The organism is Hymenobacter chitinivorans DSM 11115, from assembly GCF_002797555.1.
GTDB lineage: Bacteria > Bacteroidota > Bacteroidia > Cytophagales > Hymenobacteraceae > Hymenobacter > Hymenobacter chitinivorans.
In genome coordinates this window covers 1,120,852-1,141,972 of the sequence record NZ_PGFA01000001.1, presented here as the reverse complement: position 1 = coordinate 1,141,972, position 21,121 = coordinate 1,120,852, and the positions used below count along the sequence as shown (strand labels likewise).

Annotated in this window: 17 protein-coding genes; 4 read left to right on the top strand and 13 right to left on the bottom strand. The window is 63.9% G+C overall.

All coding sequences use genetic code 11. The features are described from left to right. Window positions 1-80: 80 nt before the first annotated feature. From CLV45_RS04800 to CLV45_RS04790, 3 genes are read right to left on the bottom strand one after another with little or no spacing between them, the layout of a single operon-like run. Window positions 81-872, bottom strand: coding sequence for a sensor histidine kinase (locus tag CLV45_RS04800; RefSeq protein WP_100335251.1), 792 nt, complete (start codon window positions 870-872; stop codon window positions 81-83). Continuing rightward, complete coding sequence (locus CLV45_RS04795; RefSeq protein WP_157807294.1) at window positions 851-1,498, bottom strand: hypothetical protein; 648 nt, start codon at window positions 1,496-1,498, stop codon at window positions 851-853. The genes CLV45_RS04800 and CLV45_RS04795 overlap by 22 nt, the downstream gene beginning before the upstream one ends. Window positions 1,499-1,557: 59 nt before the next feature. Then, complete coding sequence (locus tag CLV45_RS04790; RefSeq protein ID WP_100335249.1) at window positions 1,558-2,313, bottom strand: hypothetical protein; 756 nt, start codon at window positions 2,311-2,313, stop codon at window positions 1,558-1,560. 387 nt (window positions 2,314-2,700) lie between these two features. Between CLV45_RS04790 and CLV45_RS04785 the strand changes: the two genes are divergently transcribed. The 3 genes from CLV45_RS04785 (at window position 2,701) to CLV45_RS04775 (ending at window position 8,853) form a co-directional block, all read left to right on the top strand. Then, entirely contained in the window at window positions 2,701-4,560 is a 1,860-nt protein-coding gene (locus CLV45_RS04785; protein ID WP_100335248.1) for a hypothetical protein, read from the top strand. 203 nt (window positions 4,561-4,763) lie between these two features. Continuing rightward, window positions 4,764-5,384 carry a hypothetical protein gene (locus CLV45_RS04780; RefSeq protein ID WP_100335247.1) on the top strand — a complete coding sequence of 207 codons (621 nt, stop codon included), beginning with the start codon at window positions 4,764-4,766 and terminating at the stop codon, window positions 5,382-5,384. 76 nt (window positions 5,385-5,460) lie between these two features. Beyond that, entirely contained in the window at window positions 5,461-8,853 is a 3,393-nt protein-coding gene (locus tag CLV45_RS04775; protein ID WP_100335246.1) for a DEAD/DEAH box helicase, read from the top strand. A 321-nt stretch (window positions 8,854-9,174) separates the two neighbouring features. On the opposite strand, the gene CLV45_RS04770 is transcribed toward CLV45_RS04775, so the two are convergent. The 3 genes from CLV45_RS04770 to CLV45_RS04760 all read right to left on the bottom strand — a co-directional run bounded on the left by CLV45_RS04770 (window position 9,175) and on the right by CLV45_RS04760 (window position 11,915). Beyond that, window positions 9,175-9,561: a DUF3037 domain-containing protein gene (locus CLV45_RS04770; RefSeq protein ID WP_100335245.1), complete on the bottom strand. Its 387-nt coding sequence runs from the start codon at window positions 9,559-9,561 to the stop codon at window positions 9,175-9,177. Further along, a complete protein-coding gene (locus tag CLV45_RS04765) occupies window positions 9,539-10,339 on the bottom strand; it encodes a HipA family kinase (RefSeq protein WP_100335244.1) in 801 nt (266 codons plus the stop codon). Before CLV45_RS04765 ends, CLV45_RS04770 begins: the two co-directional genes overlap by 23 nt. A gap of 550 nt (window positions 10,340-10,889) precedes the next feature. Next, window positions 10,890-11,915 carry an aldo/keto reductase gene (locus CLV45_RS04760; RefSeq protein WP_100335243.1) on the bottom strand — a complete coding sequence of 342 codons (1,026 nt, stop codon included), beginning with the start codon at window positions 11,913-11,915 and terminating at the stop codon, window positions 10,890-10,892. A 283-nt stretch (window positions 11,916-12,198) separates the two neighbouring features. On the opposite strand from CLV45_RS04760, the gene CLV45_RS04755 reads away from it, so the two are divergent. Next, the gene (locus tag CLV45_RS04755) at window positions 12,199-12,693 is read left to right on the top strand and encodes a YciE/YciF ferroxidase family protein (protein WP_100335242.1); all 495 of its coding nucleotides are present in this window, start codon (window positions 12,199-12,201) and stop codon (window positions 12,691-12,693) included. 84 nt (window positions 12,694-12,777) lie between these two features. On the opposite strand, the gene CLV45_RS04750 is transcribed toward CLV45_RS04755, so the two are convergent. The 7 genes from CLV45_RS04750 to CLV45_RS04715 all read right to left on the bottom strand — a co-directional run bounded on the left by CLV45_RS04750 (window position 12,778) and on the right by CLV45_RS04715 (window position 21,033). Further along, window positions 12,778-13,806 carry a DUF1259 domain-containing protein gene (locus CLV45_RS04750; RefSeq protein ID WP_100335241.1) on the bottom strand — a complete coding sequence of 343 codons (1,029 nt, stop codon included), beginning with the start codon at window positions 13,804-13,806 and terminating at the stop codon, window positions 12,778-12,780. A gap of 13 nt (window positions 13,807-13,819) precedes the next feature. After that, window positions 13,820-15,157 carry a chromate efflux transporter gene (gene chrA / locus CLV45_RS04745; protein WP_100335240.1) on the bottom strand — a complete coding sequence of 446 codons (1,338 nt, stop codon included), beginning with the start codon at window positions 15,155-15,157 and terminating at the stop codon, window positions 13,820-13,822. A gap of 103 nt (window positions 15,158-15,260) precedes the next feature. Further along, a complete protein-coding gene (locus CLV45_RS04740; RefSeq protein WP_100335239.1) occupies window positions 15,261-16,106 on the bottom strand; it encodes a chromate resistance protein ChrB domain-containing protein in 846 nt (281 codons plus the stop codon). Between the two features lie 24 nt (window positions 16,107-16,130). Then, window positions 16,131-17,570, bottom strand: coding sequence for a TIGR04222 domain-containing membrane protein (locus CLV45_RS04735; RefSeq protein WP_100335238.1), 1,440 nt, complete (start codon window positions 17,568-17,570; stop codon window positions 16,131-16,133). A 418-nt stretch (window positions 17,571-17,988) separates the two neighbouring features. Next, window positions 17,989-19,431, bottom strand: a complete 1,443-nt coding sequence (locus CLV45_RS04725) for a phytoene desaturase family protein (protein ID WP_100335236.1) — start codon at window positions 19,429-19,431, stop codon at window positions 17,989-17,991. A 129-nt stretch (window positions 19,432-19,560) separates the two neighbouring features. After that, window positions 19,561-20,193, bottom strand: a complete 633-nt coding sequence (locus CLV45_RS04720) for a DUF6134 family protein (RefSeq protein WP_245882650.1) — start codon at window positions 20,191-20,193, stop codon at window positions 19,561-19,563. Window positions 20,194-20,235: 42 nt separating this feature from the next. Then, on the bottom strand, window positions 20,236-21,033 hold the full coding sequence (locus CLV45_RS04715) for a DUF547 domain-containing protein (protein WP_100335235.1): 798 nt from the start codon (window positions 21,031-21,033) through the stop codon (window positions 20,236-20,238). Window positions 21,034-21,121 lie beyond the last annotated feature (88 nt).

Here is a 21,121-nt window from a genome sequence, read left to right as displayed (position 1 = left end):
CGTAAATAATTTATAGAATAATACGCCCCGGTAAACCGGGGCAAGCGCACTGCAATAGTAGCACAACAATTCGGCACTAGCTATTCCGGTCGAGCTTCGAGCTCAACAACCATGCGCGCGCCCTGCCCGGCCGCCGCCTCCCGGCTTAGGCGGCCCTGCAGCATCTGTACCCGCACCTCGATGCTGCGCAACCCCGCCCCGCGGCCCGGCGCGGCCCCGAACCCGCAGCCGTTGTCTTCCACGACCAGCGTAAGGCGGGCCCCCGTTTGCTGGAGCTGCACCAGCAGGCGGGTGGCCCCGCGGGCGTGTTTGAAGGCGTTGTGCACTAGCTCCTGCCCGATGCGGTACAAGGCCAGCTCCTGGGCCAAAGTCAGGGGCCGGGGGTAGTCGATTTCGAGCACGACGGGCAGCTGCCCGGTTTCGTTGCTCACGTCCACCAGGTGCTGCAAGGCCTCAGCCAGGCCGAAGCGGGCCAGCACGGCCGGGTAGAGGCTGTGGGAAATGCTGCGCACGTCGTGCACGGCGGTGCTCATAATCTCGCGGATGAGCTTGAGCAGGCCCTGGGCATCGTCGGCGTGGGGCGGCAGGGTTTCCAGGCGGTTGAGCAGCAGCTTGGCCGTGGAAATAGTGGACCCGATACCGTCGTGCAAATCCCGCCCGATTCGCTCCCGTTCCCCTTCCTGAGCCTCAATGATGGCCGTGAGCAGCTGCTGCTGGTGCTCGGCCTCGGCCAGGCGCAGGTGCAGCTGCTGATGGAGCAGGCGCTTCTGGTAGGTGACCAGAAACACTACCAGACTGCCCCCGGCCAGCAGCATAAAGGCAATGCCGGCGAAGAGCAGCTGTCCAAACGCTACTTCTGGGGGCGCAGCCATAACGCGTAGCTAAAGCAGCCGTGCAGCACTACGTAGAGCAGGGAATGCACGGCCCAGATGTTGTGGTTCAGCTGTCGGGAATAGTGCAGCAGGTAGTTGCTGAACAAGGCAATCTGCAGGTACCCCAGAAAGTAGATAAACAGCCCCGTCGACACCCAGAACATGGGCTCCCGGGTGGGATGGGGCACCTGCAGTTCGTTGAGCAGCTTGCGGAAGTACAGCCCCACGAAGCCCAGCACCAGCACGGCCTGCAGCACCTGCTGGCCCGGCCGAAACCGAGTCAGGTTTTCGGCCCACAGCGTATCGGCCACGGCGTACAGGGCAAAGCCGCCCACCACCCAGGGCATTAGGCGGTTGAAAAACCGGGACTGCAGCGTGTGCCGGTACACCAGCCCCAGCAGCGCGGTTTCGCCCACCATGTAAATGGGCATCAGAAACAGGTTGTTGCGGTGCAGTATTAAGAGCACGAGCCCCAGAATTTCGATGGGCAGGACAAACCACACCAACCCGGCCAGGTAGCGCAGGTTGAGGGGCAAATGACGGTAGCGGATAAAACCAATGATGCCCGCCACCAGGACGGGCACCAGGGTTAGCCGCATAAGGAGTTGCTGCAGCGTAAGAGGCATAGGAGTGGAAAGCGCGCTATGAGGCGCGGCGCAAAGAACGGCTTTTAACGAAATGAAAATCAGGTGCCGGGCGGGCAGGGCGTCGACAGATCGAAGAAGGGCGAGGTAGCCACGGCCACAATCCGGCTTTCCGTCGAACTACTGGCCGTGGTTTGGGGAATCGATAGGCGCAGCACCAGGCCAAAGGTCTGCTGCAGGGAAGTATTTTTTGCTTCCACCATGGCCGGGTAGTACTCGTGCAGCGCCAGGTCGATTCGCACGTCCATGCCGCTCATATCCCGGGCATCGAACAGGGTCTGCAGGAAGTCGTCGGCCTTGAAGGTGTAGCCTTCCAAGGTGCCAAAGCTGGTTGTAAACATGTCGGACTTCAAGTCCTTAGGCAGCACCCGCGCCCAAGCATCCGTCCAGGCGTTGACCAGCGCATAGGGCGCCTGGTCGGTAGCCATCGCCGAAACGTCGATTACCTCCGTGATGGGCGTCGTCCACCACGAGTAGGCCTGGAAGTAAGCCGAGATACGGACGCGGTTGACGTCGGCGGCGTACAGGGCAATGGAAAACTGGTCATTGCCGCCCGTTTTCGAGGGAATAACCAGAAACCGGGCCTCGATGTAGTGCACGCGCACCGTGGAGAGCAGGGAAATAATGGCGGCCATGGGAAAGCTCACGCCCGTGAGTTGGCTGCCGTTTACCTCAAACACCGTGTACGCGGTGGGGGCGGGCTGTTCAATGGTTTGCACCCAGGCCAGGGTGGCGCTCCGGTACTCCTCGGGCGCCAGCAGATGCAGATCAGTCATGGAAGGCAGAATGGTAGACATGAGTAATAGCAGAGAAGGTAAATGAGGGGAAATGAAGGGGTTGATTGGTTGCTAAAAGTACCCGGTTCGGCCACTGCTGCTGCCGCGTAGAAACACTGGAAATCTAAAATCAGGTATTTCTACCTGGTTTTTCGGCGCCCAGCCACGACCTGCTGCGCCGCGCCGGCAGGTAGAAATACCTGCTTAGCGAAATCAGGTATTTTTTCGCGTAAACTACTCCTGATCAACGCCTTCCTTTGCCTTATTCTTTCGCCGCGCCGTCCCCGAGCCTTACCGCCCCACTCCCCTTTTACTCCGTGAACCGGGGGCGGGCACTCCCACTCCTATTGGCTACTCACCTATTGCAACGCGTCCTGGTCTTATCGTTAACCCTTTCCCATTACGCCAATGCCCACGCCATCAACCACCTCCGCCGGAATCTTTGAGCTGCGGTTCCAGACTGAGCAAAGCTTCCTCCAGTTTGGCCAGCAGTACGCGCGCTGCTACGCCAACCTCGCCGTGCCCGGCCAGCTAAGCGCCCCGGCCGAAACCGGCCAGCAAACCTACTCCATCGACTTTAGCCTGGACTGCGGCTGCGACGCCGTGCTGACCGAATTTCGCCAGGCCTACGACCTGACCTTCCCGGCCCCGGACACCGCGCCGGCAGCGCCGGGACCGGGCCGCGACTGGACCGGCGAGTTGCGGCTCTGCCGGGTGGTGCCGGCCACCCCGGCGGCCCAGCGGCCAGTCCGGGACTTTACGAGCCGTATTCCCCGGGCCCCGTTTGAGAGCAGCAGCACCACGACGCTGGTGGCCGACCTGGCGGGCCAGCCCTGGCTGGATGGCTACGCCCTGGGCAAGGGCGTCAATGCCGTGACGGGCAGCCTGAGCGCCCAGGCCCTGGCCCCCTTCGCTACCACGCCGGCTACCACCACCAACTCGGCCACCAACTACTCCAACATCAACTCGACCAGCGCCGTCGACCAGTTGATTGACGTGTCGGCCAGCGGCAGCTACAACCTCGACGGGGTAACCATCAGCGCCTCGGCCTCTTACCTGAGCGAGATTAAGCAGTCGGAACTGGACATGACGATTCTGGCCACCTACCAGGTGGAGTACACCGACTACGACACGATTACCATTGCCGGCCTGCACTTTACGCCCCAGGCCCAGCAGCTTATTGAGCAGGGCAATTTTACCGCCTTTCGCAACCTCTACGGCGACTACTACATTGCCGGCACCAAGCGCGAGGCCTCGTTTCAGGCCGTCTACACCATCAGCGCCGACTCGGAGCAGACCCTGACCCAGGTGCAGGCCGCGCTCGGCGCCTCGGCCCCGGATATGTTTACGGCCCAAGGCGAGGCCACCTTCAAGCAGGCCACTTCCGCCAGCAACGTCTCGGTCAACTTCTACCTGAACATGCAGGGGATGCCGAGCAACGCCCCGGGCCGGCCCACCGCCCCCATCGGCATCGACACGGTGCAGGAGTACCTGACCTGGTTTCAGGACAACAACGTGCCCGAGCCGGCCCAGGCCGAGCTGATTCACTACAGCCAAATCAACCCCAACATTCCCAATACGCTGCCCATCAACCCGAGCGTGTTCAGCGCCGTGGGCAGTTTGTACTTTAACACCTACCTGCTCCAAATTACGCTCAACTCCCTGCCCGACAGCTGGCAGGGCTCCTACCCCCAGCAGGTAAACGCGCTGGTAAAGCAGGTAACGGCCAACCAGCAGACGATAGTAAACGACCCGGCCACGCTGCAAAGCCTCACGAGCCAGGTCAATGCCCTCTACAACGAGCTCAATAACCTGAACCAACGCTACATTTTCATCCAGAGCATTGCGGCCCTGCAAGCCTCCGAGCCGAGCGTGGGCAGCCGCCAGTCGCAAACCCTGACCTACGGCTCAATTACCTACCCCAACGCGGCCAACGACCCGGATTTCGTCATTCAGAGCACCCATCAGAACTACGCGGAAAGCGGCCACGTGGGGCACAAGGAACACGACTTCAACCTGGCACCGGGCGGCGTGATTGTGCAGTGGCAGCTGCACCAGGTATGGGCCGACGGCACCGATGGCAGCTGGTGGAAAAACAGCCAGCGCAACAACTCGAACTACATTTTGCTCAACACCAGCGCCAACGTGCACTGCGAGTCGGCCTACGACCGGGGCTTCGACAACACGCTCTGGGTCTGGTACGTGGACAGTGCCCTGCTGCCCGGGCCCGTTTCCAACACCACCCAAATGGCCGCCGCAACGGCGTAAGTCAAGTATTTTTTCCCGGTTCGGCGGGTTCTGACAAAAGATTCTTAAAAGCTCCCGGCCGCGGCCGGGAGCTTTTTTTATCGGCTTTCGGCGGCCGGGCTTTATCTGGCCTAAACAGATTGGCTTGCCTATCTTCGCCGGGCGTGCGGCCGGCCCCGGCCACCCAGGGCACGGCTCTTCCAGTATCCCGTTTTGATTTGTGTATGCTAGTTCATAAAGCCGTAGCCTTGGCGCTGGGCGCCGCCCTGACTTGCTTGAGCTTCACCAACCGGCCCGCCGCCGAGCTGCCGGCAGCTTTTCAGCGCCAACTGGCGGCGGCCCACATGCAGTTTCGGACGCCGGGCGGCACAGTGCCGGTGCCCGTGGTGGAAAATGCCCAGATGAATTACGATTACGCCGTGCGCTACCCCGGCCGCCACCTCGAAATCCGTTACGCCATCCGGCCGCTGCACGACCTATTGGCGGACTTTCGCAAATCCAAGGGCAAGAAAAACACGGTTATGGCTGACCCCAACGAACTATATCCCAGCCTGCTGACGGCCATTGCCCTCAACGTCTCCGGCGGGCAGATGCCGCAGGTCAACCAGTTTCCCACCCAGGCCGTGGGCCGGGAGTTCAACGCCGACTGGGGCGGCACCACGGTGGTACGGGCCGGGGAGGAGTTTGCCAAAGGCTACGCGGCCTGCATGGTTGTGGCCCTGCACAAAAAGAACGTGGCCGACGCCTACTGCTTTTACCTCTTTGACAAGCGCGAGGATATTGACCCGCTGCTGGTGGTGCCCACGCCCGATACGGCGGCTTTTCACGCCCTGCGGTTTCAGTAAAGTTGGCTTTCCGGCCACGGGCCGGACCTTTTTATAAGCTTCGGGCCGTTTGTTGGGCGGTTAGCTTTTTGCGTTGATGACTGAATATTCGCCTTCGTGGCCTCCCTTGGCGGAGCCGGCCGGCTCCCACCACTTTTTGCTCGCCGGCCCGCTTGCGGCCCTGAGCAGTGCCGACGTGGAGCGGCTGGCTCCCACCCTACCCCCGCCCGACCACCGCACCCTGACGGCCATTCAGCCCACCACCCTGCGACTGAACGCGGGCACCTTTACCAGCTCGTCGCCCGGCCGCGGCGGCCAGCCGTTTCCGCCTGTGGCCGTGGAGCAGCAAGCCCAGGGCGCGCTCTTGACCTGCAGCTGCCCGGCGCCCGGCGGCGCCCTGTGCGAGCATCAGGCCCTGGTGCTGCTCAGCATTCTGCAGCGCAAGGAGCTGCGCGTGTTCTTCGACGCCGCGCCGCGCCACGAGCTGCTGCGCGCCGCCGCCCGCGACTATGGCCTTAGCCACGCCACCGACCTCGACGCCCACTTCGAGCTGACCTATAACCGGCCCCAGGTGCTGATTTCGCCCCGGCAGGCGGGCCTGTTTGCCGTCACGGCCGCCTCCACCCAGGAGCTGGTGAGTCAGCTGCTGCCCGAGGCGGGCGGGGCGGTGGCTGCGGCCGGCAGCCGGCGCATCGTGGTGCTGGGGCGGCACAAGTACTACGGCCACCTCACCGTGCAGCTGGCCGAGGCGGGGCTCACGGCCGCGGGCAAGGTCAAAAACCCGGTGACGGTGCTCAACCCGCTCGACCGGCTGGGTACCAGCGACAACCTGGCCGAGCTCAGGTTCTACTCTGGCCTGGCCCGCTTTCAGCACAACTACGACGAGCAACGCTCGACGGCCACGCTGCAAGCCCTGCGCGCCATTGTCGACAACCCCGAAAACCTGCCGTTTTTTGCCCACAACCCCAGCGTGTCGGACAAGCTGACCGGCCCGGCCCTGACTCCGCTCACGCTGCGCTGCGCGCCTACTGATCTGCATTTGCACGTGAGTGAGCGGGCCGAGTTTTACGAAGTGACGGGCCGCCTGCTGCTCCACGACCAGCCCGTGGATTTGACCACCGCCCCCATCCGCTTCGAGTATTTCGTGGCCTTCAACAAGGCGCTCTACCTGCTCGAAGATTTGGCCGTGTGGCGGGTTATCCACTTTTTCCAGCGCCGCAACAACACCCTGCTCATTCACCAGAGCAAGTTTCGGGAGTTTCAGCAGCAGGTGCTGGCCAACCTGGAAGACAAGCTGCGGGTGAGCTACTCCTTCGTGCGGCCCGCCACCTCCGAGCAGCGGGTGAGCAACGGCTTCGACCAGGCCCCGGAAAAACTGCTCTACCTCTCCGACCACCGGGCCGGGGGCGTGGAAGTGCTGCCCGTGATGCGCTACGGCACCCGGGAAGTGCCGGTACTCTCGAAACGGCAGCTGCTGGGCCACGACGAGCTGGGCCGCCCCTTTGCCCTGGAGCGCGACACGGCGGCCGAGGCCAGCTTTCTGGCGGCCCTGCTGCGCCAGTATCCGGCCTGGCAGGAGCAGCTCCACCAGGGCGCTTTCGACGCGCCCCGAGCGGCATTTCTGGATGAGGAATGGGTGCTGACGGCCTTTGAGGACTGGCAGCACGCGGGCATCACGATTCTGGGCTTCAAGCAGCTCAAGGACAACACGCTGAACCCGCACCGGGCCCGGATTTCGGTGCGCGTCACGGGGGAAACCAACTGGTTCGACACCCGCCTCAACGTGCGCTTCGGCCAGCAGAAAGCCTCGTTGCGGCAGGTGCAGCAGGCTATTCGCAACCGCCGCCACTACGTGCGCCTCGACGACGGCACCCGCGGACTGCTGCCCCGGGAGTGGGTCGAGAAGTTTGCCGAATACTTTGCTGCCGGGGAGGTGGAGGAAGACCGGATTCGCACGCCCAGCGTCAACTTCCGCCTGATTCGGGAGCTCTACGACCCGGCCGCCCTCGACGAGGCTGCCCGCACCCGGTTGGCCACCTACGAGGCCGCCGTGGCCGACTTCACCGGCATTGCCCCGGTGCCCGCCCCGGCGGGCTTGCAGGCCACGTTGCGCGAGTACCAGCAGCAGGGCCTCAACTGGCTTAACTTCCTGGACAGCTTCCATTTCGGTGGCTGCCTGGCCGACGACATGGGCCTGGGCAAAACCCTGCAGGTACTGGCTTTTCTGCTGCACCAGCGCCAGCAAGTTCCCCGGCGCCCGGCCAGCCTGGTGGTGGTGCCCACGTCGTTGGTGTTCAACTGGCGGGCCGAGGTCGAGAAGTTTGCCCCGGCGCTGCGGGTACACGTGCTGCAGGGCAGCTTGCGCCGGGCCGAAGCGGCCCAGTTCGATGCCCACGACATTGTGCTGACGACCTACAACACGATGGTTTCCGACATCCGGGAGCTGCGTGGGTATGAGTTCAACTACGTATTCCTGGACGAGGCCCAGGCCATCAAAAACCCGGAGTCGCAGCGCTACAAGGCGGCCCGGCTGCTGCAGGCCCGCAACCGGGTGGTGCTGACTGGCACGCCGCTGGAAAACAACACGCTGGATATTTACGGGCTGCTATCCTTTGCCTGCCCCGGCCTGCTGGGTTCCCTCAAGCACTTCAAGGATGTGTATGCCGGGCCCATCGACAAGTTCAAGGACGAGCGGCGGGCCCGGGAACTGCAGCAGCGCATCAGCCCCTTCGTGCTGCGCCGCACCAAGGGCCAGGTGGCCCGGGAGCTGCCCGACAAAACCGAAATGGTGCTGTATTGCGAAATGGGCGCCGAGCAGCGCCGGGTGTACGAGGCCTGCAAAAAAGAGTACCACGACCTGCTGCTGGGCATTCACGAAGACGCGCCCCGCAAGGAAAGCATCCACATTCTGCAGGGCCTGACCAAGCTGCGCCAGATCTGCAACTCCCCCGCCCTGCTACCCGACGAGGCCGACTACGGCCGGGCCTCCAGCAAGCTGGACGTGCTGCTGGAAGAAGTGCGCAGCAAAGCCCCGCAGCACAAAATCCTGATTTTCTCCCAGTTCGTGACCATGCTCGACCTGATTCGGGACGAGCTGCAGGCCCACGACATTCCCTTTGCCTACCTCACGGGCCAGACCAAAAACCGGGCGGCCACCGTGGCTCGTTTCCAAATGGACGACTCGGTGCGGGTATTTTTGATTTCGCTCAAAGCCGGCGGCACGGGCCTCAACCTGACCGAGGCCGACTACGTGTACCTGGTGGACCCGTGGTGGAACCCGGCCGTGGAAAACCAGGCCATTGACCGCAGCCACCGTCTCGGGCAGGACAAGAAAGTGGTGGCCGTGCGCCTGATTTGCCCCGACACCATTGAGGAGAAAATCATGAAGCTGCAGGACGCCAAGCGCGAGCTGGCCCACGAGCTGATTCACACCGACGCCACGCTCATCAAAACCCTGAGCCGGGACGAGCTGCGGGAGCTGTTCCGCTAAGCAGCGGGGTGGAATTCAGCAGATTCGTCGGCATAAGTTTCGGGTTGTTGATTGTTAGTTGTCGGTTGTTAGTTGTTAGTTGTTAGTTGTTGGGCATCTGTCATCCTGAGCGGCGCGAAGCAGAGCGAAGGACCTTCCTCGCCTACCCCACTGCGGCTGTTGCCAACGTGCTAAAGCCTTTTCCCACACGAGCCGGAAAGGGCTTTGTCACGTTGAAGAAAGCTTGTCACTCAGGTGAGGGAGGTCCTTCGCTTTGCTCAGGATGACAGATGCCCAACAACCGACAACTAACAACTAACAACCAACAACTAACAACTAAAATCACCCCACCAGCTGCTGGTAGAGCTGCTCTAGCGTAGCGGCGGCGTTTTCGCAGAGGCCGGGGTGGGTGGGCGAGGTTTGGACGATGGTGCTACGGGTGGCCGTGAGCCAGCGGAACCGCTCGGCCAGGGCCAGACGGCCGATGGTGCCGCCTTCGGGCTTGCCCCGGCAGATTTTCTCGAAGGCCTGCAGGCGCTGACGCAGCTCGTCGAAGTCCAGCTCGGCGCCGGTAAAGGCTTGCAGGCGGGCTTCGGGCAGGTGGCAGCGGGTTTGCAGAAAGCCCTGGGCCCGGCAGTAGAGAATCACGCCGACGTTCAGAAACTCTTCGCGCTCCACGCGGGGCACTACGCGCAGCACGGCGTACTCAAACAAGTGCTTTTCGGGCATCTTCGGCTTCCTGAACAAAGGTTTCGGATGCGGCCAGGCGGTGGGCCAGAAAGCCGACGTAATTGGCGCGCTGCTCTGCGGCCGTAGCATCGCCGGCGGCAGCCTCTTCCAGCCAGGCGTCGGGCACCAGGGCCAGAATATCGTGCAGCACCTGGGTCGTGAGCCGGGGGCGGTACTCGGCATCCACGGCCCGCAGCTCGGCGGCCTGGGGCAGCAGCACGTGGTCTTTTACCTGCGGAAACGGCCGGGGGCGCGGCGTGGCCCAGCCCGGGCCGGCGTGGTGCACGTAGAGGGCCGCGCCGTGGTCGATGAGCCACAACTCCTTGTGCCACATCAGCAGGTTAGTGTTGCGGGCGGTGCGGTCCACGTTCAGGGTCAGGGCATCGAGCCACACGATTTGCGAGGCCAGCCGCGGCTCGATGGTCGTGACCAGCGAATCGAAGGTGATGGCGCCGCTGAGGTAGTGCAAGCCCAGGTTTTGGCCGGTGCTGGCTTGCAAGAGGTCCTGGATTTCCTCGTCGGGCTCGGAGCGGCCAAAGGCTACGTCGAGCTCACAGAACACCAGTTCGGGCACGCGTAAGCCCAGCACCCGGGCTATTTCACCCACGACCAGCTCGGCAATCAGGGCCTTGATGCCCTGGCCCGCGCCCCGGAACTTGACCACGTACATAAAGGTATCGTCGGCCTCGACGAGGGCCGGCAAAGAGCCGCCCTCGCGCAGTGGCGTGACGTAGCGCGTCACGTCCACGGTGCGGAGCGGGGCAATGGTTTCGGACATAGAGCAGACAGTGGAGCGGACTTAGGCCCGACAAAGAAAAGGGAATCGGGGCAGTTTACGGGCCAAACAGCCTCCGCGGCCACCGTATGCGAGTAAAGTGCCAGCTGGAAAGCTGCCCCAGGCCGCTTTGATTGTTGGTACTAACCAATAATGAACAGGTATACAATTGAAGCATAAACCGCTAATGTATACCAATGGGAGGTATACATTTATCTATGATATAAAAAACATCATACCTAATTAGAGTATACAATCAGTGCTATTAAACTGGTTTGTATACATAAAGTCAGCAACAAATTAACTGGTAAAATGAAGCTGGCGTAGCTCGGCGGCTTCGCTTTTTGAAAGCCTCTCCTGCTTATGCAAACCACGATTCTTGCACGCAGAAAGCCCTTTCCCGTTGGTACGGGAAAGGGCTTTCTAGTTAAAGGATGGGACTATCTGCGCAGAGGACGGATTAGCTGCGCTGTCCTTCGGGTGCCACGGCTGCGCCTCGCAATGACACATTCCACACAGTTCTCACATTCCACCACATTAGCACTTGAGCACCTTAAATCCCGGTGTGGCCCAGCATCGGGAAGCGGCGCTGGTGCCAGTAGGGGTAAATCGGCTCGGTGGCGCTGGCGGCGTCGAGGCGGGCAACTTGCTCGGGGGTGAGGTTCCAGCCCACGGCGGCCAGGTTCTGGCGTAGCTGCTCCTCGTTGCGGGCCCCCACCACGATGTTGACCACTGTGGGGCGCTGCAAAAGCCAGTTTAACGCTACTTGGGCCACGGTTTTGCCGGTTTCAGCCGCCACTTCGTCCAGGGCATCCACGATGCGGAACAGCAGCTCGTCGGGCACCTGCGGGCCCTGGCCCCCACCCTGGGCCAGGCGGCTGCTTTCGGGCACGGGCTGGCCCCGCCGAAACTTGCCCGAGAGCAAGCCGGCCGACAACGGGCTCCAGACGATGGTGCCCACGCCCTGGTCGAGGCCCAGGGGCAGCAGCTCCCACTCAAACTCGCGGGCGGCCAGGGAATAATAGGCCTGGTGGCCCACGTAGCGCGCCCAGCCGTGCCGCTCCGATACCGACAAGGACTTCATCAAATGCCAGCCCGAGAAGTTGGAGCAGGCAATGTAGCGCACCTTGCCGCTCTGAATCAGGGTATCGAGGGTGCGCAGGGTTTCGTCGACGGGCGTGTGGGCGTCGAAGCCGTGCATGTGGTAGATGTCGATGTAGTCGGTGCCGAGGCGGCGCAGACTGTCGTCGCAGGCCCGGATGAGGTGGTGGCGGGAGGAGCCGTAGTCGTTGGCCCCGGGGCCGGTGGGGAAAGTGGCTTTGGTGGAAATCAGCACCTCGTGGCGGCGGCCGGCCAGGGTTTGGCCCAGGATGGTTTCGGCGGCCCCGTCGGAGTAGCCGTTGGCCGTGTCGAAGAGGTTGACGCCGGCTTCGAGGCAGATATCAATCAGGTGGCGGGCTTCATCGACCTGGGTGCTGCCCCAGGCTTTGAAAAACTCGTTGCCGCCCCCGAAGGTGGCGGTACCAAAACTCAGCACGGGGATGCGCAGGCCCGAGGCCCCTAGTTGGCGGTATTCCATGGTAGTCGGAAGGGAGTAGTCAGTAGTCAATAAAGAGAGTGGGAAAGCAGCGCCGCGGCGGACCAGCGGGCGGCAGGCGGTTGGTCGTCTTTTACCGCGGGCCCGCGGCCGATGTTGCCCTGTAAGACAAGCCAGACCCGCCGAAGTTTTCGGGCGCGGCCGGTGGCGCCCGGTACGGTTAAGCTTAGGCATTTGACGCTAAAAGCTCGTCCGGAACGCTCCGGGGGCACTTTCGTAGGGTAGTAGAGCCAAGCAATTTTTCACCCTTCTCACCCATTGTCTTATGTTCGATAAACTGGAAACGCTCGACGACCTGTTTGAAATGCAGCTCAAAGACCTTTACAGCGCCGAGAAGCAGCTGGTCAAAGCTCTGCCCCTGATGGCCGAAACGGCCAAGGACGGGCGGCTGCGGCGCGGCTTCGAGAAGCACCTGCGCGAAACGGAAAACCAGGTGGCCCGCCTCGAAAAGATTGGCAAGGCCCTGGACCTCGACCTGAGCGGGCACACCTGCAAGGCCATGGAAGGTCTCATTGCCGAAGGTCAGGAAACCATGTCGGAAAATGCCACCGAGGAGGTAATGGACGCGGCCCTGATTGCGGCGGCCCAGCGCATCGAGCACTACGAAATATCGGGCTACGGCACGGCGGCCCACTTTGCCCAGCGCCTGGGCCACACCGACGCCGCCGAGCTGCTGCAGCAAACCCTGGACGAAGAGCAGCTGACCGACACCAAGCTCAACGACCTGGCCAAGAACTACCTCAACGCCAAGGCCGAGTAACCGGGGTTGAGTGAAGAAAAACGGGCCCTTTCCGCCGCGGCGGAAAGGGCCCGTTTCGTTTTTTCAGGGCGGTTTACGCCGCGCCTAATGCTTCATGTGCTCAGACTGGCCCGGGCCGAGCTGGTCGAGGGCGGCGCGGAAGCCGGCGACCAGCTGTGCGGCCGGGCCCCGGCCGTAGTAGTGCAAAAACACCATCCGGGGCTGGTCGAAGAGCATGTGGTTGTGCACGGCCACGACTTCCAGTCCGTGGGCCCGCAGCGCCCGAATCACCGGGTTGACTTCGGGCTCCAGCATGGCAATGTCGCCGGCAATGTGGGCGTGGGCCTGCTGGCCGGCCAAGGCAGCCCAGGAATTCAGCCCCATGGCGGCCGTCATGTCGGTGTTCATCATGAGCACCTGCAAGTCGGCCCGGCCGATAGTGTACTTGTAGGTTGGCCCGTTCACGACGCCCGTCGCGCCGACGACTTTATCCAGGGCGGGCAGCTCGAACTGCTCTTTGGCCGTAGCTGGGGCGGCGCTGGGCGGGGCAGTGGTGGCCGCGCCGCCGGCCGGGGCCGGAGCGGGCTGGTTGGCGGGCAGCAGCCGGGAGTTTTTCAGGGTAGCGGCAAACTTGCGGGCCAGCTCGGCCGGCGTGCCCATGCCGTGCAGGTGCATGTAGACGATGCGGGGCTCCTCGTAGAAAAAGTGGTTGTGCACGGCCCCGATTTCCAGCCCGTTGGCGTGGGCCGCGTCCATGAGCGGCGCCACTTCCTCTTGCAGCAGCACCGTGTCGCTCATCAGCATGGCCGTTGTGCCGTCCAGCGTGTGCTTGATGGCTACCCAGCCGCCGAAGCCGAAGGAAATCGGGACGGCCTCGCCTTTGATACTCACCTTTAAGTCGTTGCGGGGCAGGGCCGTGGTGTGCGTGGCCTGGGCCTCGACGTAGCTGCCTTTCTTGCCCAACGCCGCCTCAATGGCGTTGATATCGGCCGCACGCAGCGGGGGCGTTTTGGCCGCGGCCCGCGGGGCTACTCCCGCCGGGGCGGCCCAGGGGCCCAGCAGCACCGGCACCGTAGCCAGGGCCGTAGTTCTGAGCCAGCGGCGGCGGGAAAACTGGAAGTTGGGGTCAGTCATCGGAGTCGGTGGGTTAGCCCCGGAAAGGCAGCAGGGCGTAATACAGCAGGCCGATGGCGGCGCTGATGCCAATCCAGAGAATCATGTTGAGCTTGAAGCGGTACAGGGCCAGCAAAGACACCAGCAGCCACACCAGACTCGGCCAGTGCAAGTGCAGGCCGGGCCCGGCAGCAGGCCACAGCACGGCCTGGCCCAGGTACACGGCCAGGTTCAGGACCACGCCCACTACGGCGGCGGTGATAATGCTGAGCACGGCCTTAAGGCGGGCGTTGTGCTGGGTGCGCTCAATGATGGGCGCCCCGGCCAGGATAAAGAAAAAGCAGGGCAAAAAAGTGTAGTAAGTCGTCAGCAGCAACCCCAGGGCGGCCAGGGCCAAGGAGCCGCCGAAGTGGGTGTAGCCGCCCATGAAGCCCACGAAGGCCAGCACCATAATCAGGGGCCCAGGGGTGGTTTCACCCAGGGCCAGGCCGTCGAGCATCTGCCCCTGGGTAAGCCAGTGCAGCTGAGCCACGCTCACCTGGGCCACGTAGGGCAGCACGGCGTAGGCCCCGCCGAAGGTGACCAGGGCGGCCTTGGTGAAAAACCCGCTCAGGTGCTGCCAGAACGGTAAGTCGGGCCCGGTGAAAGCCAGCACCAGCAGTGGTAGCGCCCAGAGTCCCAGCGTCAGCAGCAGTTGCCCCACCAGGCGCCGGGCGCTGAAGCCCGTGCCGGACACTACCGAGCGGGTGGTCAGGAAGTAGCCTTCCTCGGCCAGCTCGGCCCGGGCCTGGGCGGCGGCCGTGGCGGCCGGGGCCGGGAAGAACCGCTGCACCAGCAGCGCCACCAGGGCTGCGCCCACGATGAGCAGCGGAAAGGGAATATTCAGCCAGAAAATACCGACGAAGCTGGCCGCCGCCACGGCGTAGTGCAGCGGCCCCAGCAAGGACTTCTGCCCAATCTTGACCAGAGCCAGCAGAATAATGGCCACCACGGCGGGCTTGAGGCCCGCAAATACGCCCTGCAGGGCCGGCAGCGTGCCCACCGTAACGTAGAGCAGGCTCAGAGCCAGCAGAATAAACACCGAAGGCAGCACAAACAACACGCCGGCCGCCAAGCCACCCCGGCGGCCGTGCAGCAGCCACCCGATGTAGGTGGCCAATTGCTGAGCCTCGGGACCGGGCAGCAGCATGCAGTAGTTGAGGGCGTGCAGAAACTTGGCGTCCGAAATCCAGCGCTTTTCCTCGACCAGCACCGTGTGCATGATGGCAATCTGGCCGGCCGGGCCGCCGAAACTGATGAAACCCAGCTTCAGCCAGAAGCGCAGGGCCTCGCCAAAACGGGGCTTGGAAACGGGCGGCAGGAGCTGGGGCATGGCTGGCAGCGGGTTGCGGGATTACGAGAAGAAAGCTACGAACCGCAATGCTACGGCCGGCCGCCGAGGAAAAATAGAACGGAATTTTCCCTTGGAAGAATCTTTACGTGGGGCGCCACTTTTTGCGGTAGGCCGACGGGCTCTGACCGGTGTGCTGCTTGAAGATGCGGGTGAAGTGGCTCTGGTCGGAAAAGCCGGTGAGGTAGGCAATTTCGGCCAGCGGATAGGTCGTGGAATCCAGCAGCCCCAGGGCCTTTTCAATGCGCAGCTTGCGGATGTACTCACCAAAAGAAAGGTTGTCGAAGTAGCGGGCAAACTCCCGGGACAGGTAGGTGGGGTTGACGTGCAGCACGTCGGCCATTTCGGTCAGGCGCAAACTCAGGTTGGTGTCGAGGTGGTCCTGAATCAGCTCCCGCAGCTGGCTGGTCCAGGCCGGGGCGGGCGAGCTGCGGCCCCGGCTTTTCTCCAGGTAGGCGGCGTACACCTGGGCCAGCAGCAACTCCTCGGGCTGCTGGGTGTGGGGCTGGTGCTGCAGGTGCCGGGCCCAGCTATAGAGGGCATCGTAGAGCACCATACCCTGCTGCAAGAGCTGCTGGTCGTCGTCAATGTTATAGGCCAAGCCCGCCGAAATTGCCCAGAGTCCGGCGGCCTGCTGGGCCAGGGCGTGGTTGTCGGTATCGGCGCCGCGGATGATGGGCGCCAGCGCGTGCAGGGCCGGGTCCTGCAGCTCGTACTTTTTGAGGAAGTAGTCGAAGGTGCACTCGGGGCCGTGGTGGGAGAATTCCACGCCGGGCACGTCGAAGGGAATGGCGCCGGTGCGGGCGGCCGTGGGCAGCACCTCGGCGGCCGGCACGTAGAGAATTTCGGCCTGGGCATCAATAAAGCGCCGGATCAGCCAAGGGCAGGCCAGGCGGTCAATCTTGGGTTTTTCGCGGGTAATCCACTGCATAGGGTCCGGGTAGTGGTGCAAAGATTAGTCGCCGCCGCAGCCGCCGCAGCCCCCGCCGCAGCCCGAGCCTCCGTCGCTGCTGCCGGAATCACCGCCGCTGGAGTCGCCACCCTGGCTGGGCGGCACCAACAGGATGGCCAGGTGATTCAGACCCAACCCGTTGAGGCTCTGCACCCCGAATAAAGCCACGCTCAGGGCCACGTACTCGGCAGAAACGGACTCGCTATGCTGCTCTTCGCCCACCACGGCCGTGGCCTCGCGCAGCACCCGGGCCCCGCGGCCGGTAGCCCAGGCCCGCTGGTGGTAGCAGTAAACGGCCACTACCACCAGCCCTAGTAGCGTGGCCACCAGGAAGCCCACGGGCCGCTCCCGGGCCAGGCCAACGACAACCTTGGCCAAGCCAAACAGGCCCAACAGCACTAGGGCCAGGATAACCGGCTTATTGAGACGGGCCCGCTCCGCTTCGGGCAGCAGCCAGCCCTGGGCTTCGAGGCCGGCATCGAGGGCCTGCACTGCTTCAATTGTGGGCTGGCTGGCCCGGCGCCGCACCGCGTCGAGGGTGGTGCCTTCGGGGGGCACCAGGCTCCAGACGGCCAGCTCGTAGGCATCGGTGGGCGGCGGGGCGTTGAGGGGGCGGCGCACTTGCTGGTCGGGCAGCAGCTCCAGCTTACCCGCGTGGGCCAGGGCCGCCAGGGCGCTGTCGGGCAGCCGCTCACCGTGGGCGGCCAAGCGCACTACTTCGTAAGTGGAGGGCCGGGCGTTGGCCGAAGCTTCTGCGGGGCCCCGGCCCCGGTGCCGCCACCACAGGACCAGGGGCAGCACGGTCAGGCACAAGAGCCAGTATAAAGCCAGAAACTCCTGCCCGTACCAGTTCAGCGGGTTCAGGGGCAGGCGGGCCGTGCAGCCGACTAGCACCAGGGCCGCCAGGATCAGGAGCCAGGCCTGCTTACGGCCCAGGTGCGGCCACTGGGGCCGGGGCAGCAGCCAGTGCCGCCGCAGATTGACGCGCCGGAAGTGGGGCGCCTCCCCGAAGCGGACGGCCGCCGGGGGCCAGATGTCGGCGGGGGGTACGGAGCCGAAGGCGGCGTAGTAGGCCTGCAGGGTTTTGGCGTACCAGTCCCGGAACTTGTGGCCCTCGGCGGCGCCGCCCTGGGTGGGACCGTGGTGCAAAGGGAAGCCCAGCACCTGCCCGCAGAGCTCGTCCCAGTACGAGCGGGTGTAGACCAGGTGCAGGTGCCAGGCCTGGTCGACTTCGTCGGAGGGCGTGACGGGGTGGTTGCAGGTGGCGGCCAGAAACACGAACTTCTTGTATTCGAGCACCACGCGCCGGGCAAAATCCGGGGGCCAGGCATTGTCGCGGGCGAGGCGGTGGGTGAAGGACAGCGGGGTGGCCGCGTCGAGGTCCAGGGCGTCGAGCCGGGACCATAATTCCGAGTGATTCGCGTGGGTCGAGTCGGGATGCATAGCGGCGGAGGCTAAACGCGAGTCAGGAAGAATGCCCCCAAGGTATAAAACCGGCTGCACTTCCCCACCTCCTTTCCCCTGAGCCGCCGGCCGATAGATTGTGCGGCTGAAGGGGGCAGGAAAATCAGTCCTCCGTCAAGGTAGAAAGTTGCTCCGTCGGGGTCGAAACCTTCTCCGTCAGGGTAGAAAGCTTCGCCGTCGTTGTTGGAACCTGCTCCGCCGGGGTCGGAAGCATCTCCGTCGGGGTGGAAAGCATCTCCGTCGGGGTTGGAACCTTCTCCGCTGGGGTTGGTAGCTTCTCCGTTGGGGTTGGAAGGTCCTCCGTCAAGGTAGAAAGCTTCTCCGTCAAGGTAAAAATCCTTTCCCTCAAGGGGAGGCGGTTCTCCGTTGGGGTTGGCAGCCCCTACCCCACGGGCGCTTAGCCGCGGTGCAGGGGCGGGGGCTGGAGCCCGAAAATGTCGCGCAGGGCCCGGCTGGCGGCGTGGTAGCCGCACATGCCGTGCACGCCGCCGCCGGGCGGGGTGGCCGAGGAGCACAGGTAGAGGCCGCGGCGGGAGGTGCGGTAGGGCGAGGCGCGCAGGGCCGGCCGGGTAAAGAGCTGGCCGATGTCGAGCCGGCCGCCGTTGATGTCGCCGCCCACGTAGTTGGGGTTGTAGGCCTCCATTTGGGCCGTGTCGAAGGTGTGGCGGCCCAGGATTCGGTCCCGGAAGCCGGGCGCAAACCGCTCGACCTGCTGCTCAATGGCCTGGGTCATGTCCTGGCGGGAGCCGTGGGGCACGTGGCAGTAGGCCCAGGCCGTGTGCTGGCCGGCCGGGGCGCGGGTGGGGTCGAAGCGGCTTTGCTGGGCCAGCAGCACGAAGGGCCGCTCGGGGTGCTGGCCCCGGCTGGTGGCTTTTTCGCCGGCCGCAATTTCTTCCAGGGTATTGCCCAAATGCACCGTGGCCGTATCGGCGCATTCGGGGGCGGTGAAGGGAATGGGCGCGGCCAGGGCCCAGTCGACCTTAAACACGCCCATGCCGTAGCGGTAGCGCCGCAGCTGCCACTGGTACACGGCCGACAAGCTGTGGCCGGCAATGCGCAGGATCTGGGCGGGCGTCACGTCGAAGAGCACGGCGCGGGCCTCGGGCAGCTCACTCAGGGACTTGACCATGGTGCCGGTTTGGACGTGGCCACCCAGGGCCCGGAAGTGGGCTACCAGGGCGTCGGCAATGCTTTGGGAGCCGCCTTTGGGCAGGGGCCAGCCCTGGCGGTGGGCGGCAATGAGCAGCACCAGGCCAATGGCGGAGGTCGTCAGGTTTTCCAGGGGCTGAATGGCGTGGGCGGCCATGCCGGCAAACAAACCCCGGGCTTCCATGGTCTGAAACCGCCGGGCCAGCAGCGTGGCCGGCTGCAGGGCCGAGAGGCCAAACTGGGCCATGTCGAGCGGGTGGCGGGGCAGCTGCAGCGGGGCCAGCACGTCGGGGGCAATGCCGGGCCACTGGGCCACCAAAGGCCGCATAAGCTGCTCGTAGGCCCGCGCATCGGGGCCCAGACTGCGGGCCGTAGCGTCCAGGGAATTGACCACCGTAGCGGCCGTGCCGTTGTCGAAGGGGTGAGCAGCGGCCACCGGCGGCGTGATATACTCCAGGCCGTACTGGGCCAGGGGCAGGGTTTGGAGGTAGGGCGAGGCGGCCGCCAGCGGGTGAATGGCCGAACAGATGTCGTGCCGGAAGCCGGGCAGCGTCAGCTCGGCCGTGCGCAGGCCGCCGCCCAGCTCGTCTTTGCCTTCGAGCAGCAATACTTGCAGCCCGGCCTGTTGCAGCACGATGGCCGCCGCCAATCCATTGGGCCCCGAACCCACCACCACGGCATCGTATTTCATTTAACAATTATCATTTAACAGTTAACAATCCAAAGCCCGCATTCCGACTCTAAACCTAACAACTAACAACTAACAACTAACAACTAACAACTAACAACTAACAACTAACAACTAACAACTAACAACTGCTTACGGCTCTAGGCGGATGATGAAGTTCTTGAGGGGGTTTTTCTTGATGATGGTGGTTAGCTGGCCGTTGGCGTAGCGGTACTCGTCTTCGCGGCCGGCCCGGGTGGCCTTGAGCTGGCCGGCGGCGGGGCGGACCAGGGTGAAAAAGTCGCCGAAGTACTCGGCGTAGGCGCGGCTGATGCCGGGGGGCTCACTGAAGAACAGGTCCGTGACGGTGCAGGTAATCGGCTGCCGCTCGGTGGCCTGGTAGTGGTGCTTGTACTGGTCGGCCACGATGTCGTAATGGTCGCCTTTCCACTCGGCGCGGGAGGCGAAGTTGCCCTGGTTGGTGTGGGCTTCCACGGTGGAGAGCAGCAACTGGCCCCGGCGGCTGCGGTTGACGACCTTGTAGTAGATCTTGAGGTGGTAGAAGAGAAAATCGACCTGCACGTCGCTGACCAGGGTGGCTACGACGTCGGCGGCGGGGTCGGGGCCGGGCTGGCGGGTGGCCGTCATGGAGCCCACGCGCAGACCGGCCACCTCAATGGCGTAGCGCCGGATTTCGGCTGGGGCCGGCCGCGTTTGGGCCGAAACTAGGCGTGGCAGGGCCAGCAGCAAAGCGGCGCCCAGTCCGGCAGAGCGGAGCCGGCTCATGGCCGGGGCCCCGCTCCGGCCCCACCGCGCCCGGCGGCCCGCTTACTGCTCATTGAGCTGCCAGTTGTAGTCCAGAAAGCTGATGGCGGCGTTTTTATCGAGCTTGGTGGTGGCGTACTTGTTTACCCAGCTCGTCACCGACTGCCCGTTTTCCGACCAGTCGCCCTTGTACCAGTCGAAGTACTTGGAGAGCTGGGCGCTGGTTTTGCCGGGCTTGTTTTTGGCCGGGTTGTTCAGAAAGTCCCGGCCCTGGTCGTCGAGCTGGTCGTCGAGCTTGGCGGCGGTGTAGGCCTCGGTGCGCAGGCGGGGGCAGGAAATAGAGGCGCAGACCAGGGCGAAGTGAATGCGCGGGTCGTTGTACTTCTTGCGCAGGATGCCGTGCTCGATGTTGTCGAGGCTCATCTTCTCGCCCCCGATGCTGAAAAACTTCGCGGCCCAGGGCGTGGTCACGAACGGAATCTGGATTTTGGTGCCGATATCCTTGATGCTTTGCAGCGGGTAGTGGTCCAGAATCAGGCGGATGGTGTAGGCGTTGTAGGCGTTGATCCAGAAGGCCATCTGCTCGGCCTTACTGGCGCCGGCCGCCGGCGGATTCTTGCTCAGCTGGGCCAGGTACTGGTTGAGCGGGCCCTGGTCGGCCTTCCAGGCTTTGTAGTTGACCAGGCCCTTTTCGGTGACGTACTTTTTCAGCAGCTTATCGAAGGCGCCGTGGTCAACGGTAGCCGCTGCCGGGGCGACTTTGGCGGCGGCAGCGGCCCGGGCGGGCAAGGGAGCGGCGCCGCCGACAAGGGCGGCCAGGGCGGCGGTGGTCAGCAGGCGGGGCAGGCGGGAGAAGCTCATGAGGAGGGGCGTTAGCCGGCATATACGGGGCCGGGCCGGGGGAAAGATTGGCGCGGGGCAAACTCTATGCCCACCGCACTTCGTAGGG

What these genes read in the sequence shown, in the direction of transcription:
- CLV45_RS04760 (WP_100335243.1), bottom strand. Translation starts at nt 11,915, where the DNA reads ATGGAATACCGCCAACTAGGGGCCTCGGGCCTGCGCATCCCCGTGCTG.
- CLV45_RS04790 (WP_100335249.1), bottom strand. Translation starts at nt 2,313, where the DNA reads ATGTCTACCATTCTGCCTTCCATGACTGATCTGCATCTGCTGGCGCCC.
- CLV45_RS04740 (WP_100335239.1), bottom strand. Translation starts at nt 16,106, where the DNA reads ATGCAGTGGATTACCCGCGAAAAACCCAAGATTGACCGCCTGGCCTGC.
- CLV45_RS04800 (WP_100335251.1), bottom strand. Translation starts at nt 872, where the DNA reads ATGGCTGCGCCCCCAGAAGTAGCGTTTGGACAGCTGCTCTTCGCCGGC.
- CLV45_RS04725 (WP_100335236.1), bottom strand. Translation starts at nt 19,431, where the DNA reads ATGAAATACGATGCCGTGGTGGTGGGTTCGGGGCCCAATGGATTGGCG.
- CLV45_RS04765 (WP_100335244.1), bottom strand. Translation starts at nt 10,339, where the DNA reads ATGTCCGAAACCATTGCCCCGCTCCGCACCGTGGACGTGACGCGCTAC.
- CLV45_RS04770 (WP_100335245.1), bottom strand. Translation starts at nt 9,561, where the DNA reads ATGCCCGAAAAGCACTTGTTTGAGTACGCCGTGCTGCGCGTAGTGCCC.
- CLV45_RS04735 (WP_100335238.1), bottom strand. Translation starts at nt 17,570, where the DNA reads ATGCATCCCGACTCGACCCACGCGAATCACTCGGAATTATGGTCCCGG.
- CLV45_RS04755 (WP_100335242.1), top strand. Translation starts at nt 12,199, where the DNA reads ATGTTCGATAAACTGGAAACGCTCGACGACCTGTTTGAAATGCAGCTC.
- chrA (WP_100335240.1), bottom strand. Translation starts at nt 15,157, where the DNA reads ATGCCCCAGCTCCTGCCGCCCGTTTCCAAGCCCCGTTTTGGCGAGGCC.
- CLV45_RS04785 (WP_100335248.1), top strand. Translation starts at nt 2,701, where the DNA reads ATGCCCACGCCATCAACCACCTCCGCCGGAATCTTTGAGCTGCGGTTC.
- CLV45_RS04795 (WP_157807294.1), bottom strand. Translation starts at nt 1,498, where the DNA reads ATGCCTCTTACGCTGCAGCAACTCCTTATGCGGCTAACCCTGGTGCCC.
- CLV45_RS04715 (WP_100335235.1), bottom strand. Translation starts at nt 21,033, where the DNA reads ATGAGCTTCTCCCGCCTGCCCCGCCTGCTGACCACCGCCGCCCTGGCC.
- CLV45_RS04775 (WP_100335246.1), top strand. Translation starts at nt 5,461, where the DNA reads ATGACTGAATATTCGCCTTCGTGGCCTCCCTTGGCGGAGCCGGCCGGC.
- CLV45_RS04750 (WP_100335241.1), bottom strand. Translation starts at nt 13,806, where the DNA reads ATGACTGACCCCAACTTCCAGTTTTCCCGCCGCCGCTGGCTCAGAACT.
- CLV45_RS04720 (WP_245882650.1), bottom strand. Translation starts at nt 20,193, where the DNA reads ATGAGCCGGCTCCGCTCTGCCGGACTGGGCGCCGCTTTGCTGCTGGCC.
- CLV45_RS04780 (WP_100335247.1), top strand. Translation starts at nt 4,764, where the DNA reads ATGCTAGTTCATAAAGCCGTAGCCTTGGCGCTGGGCGCCGCCCTGACT.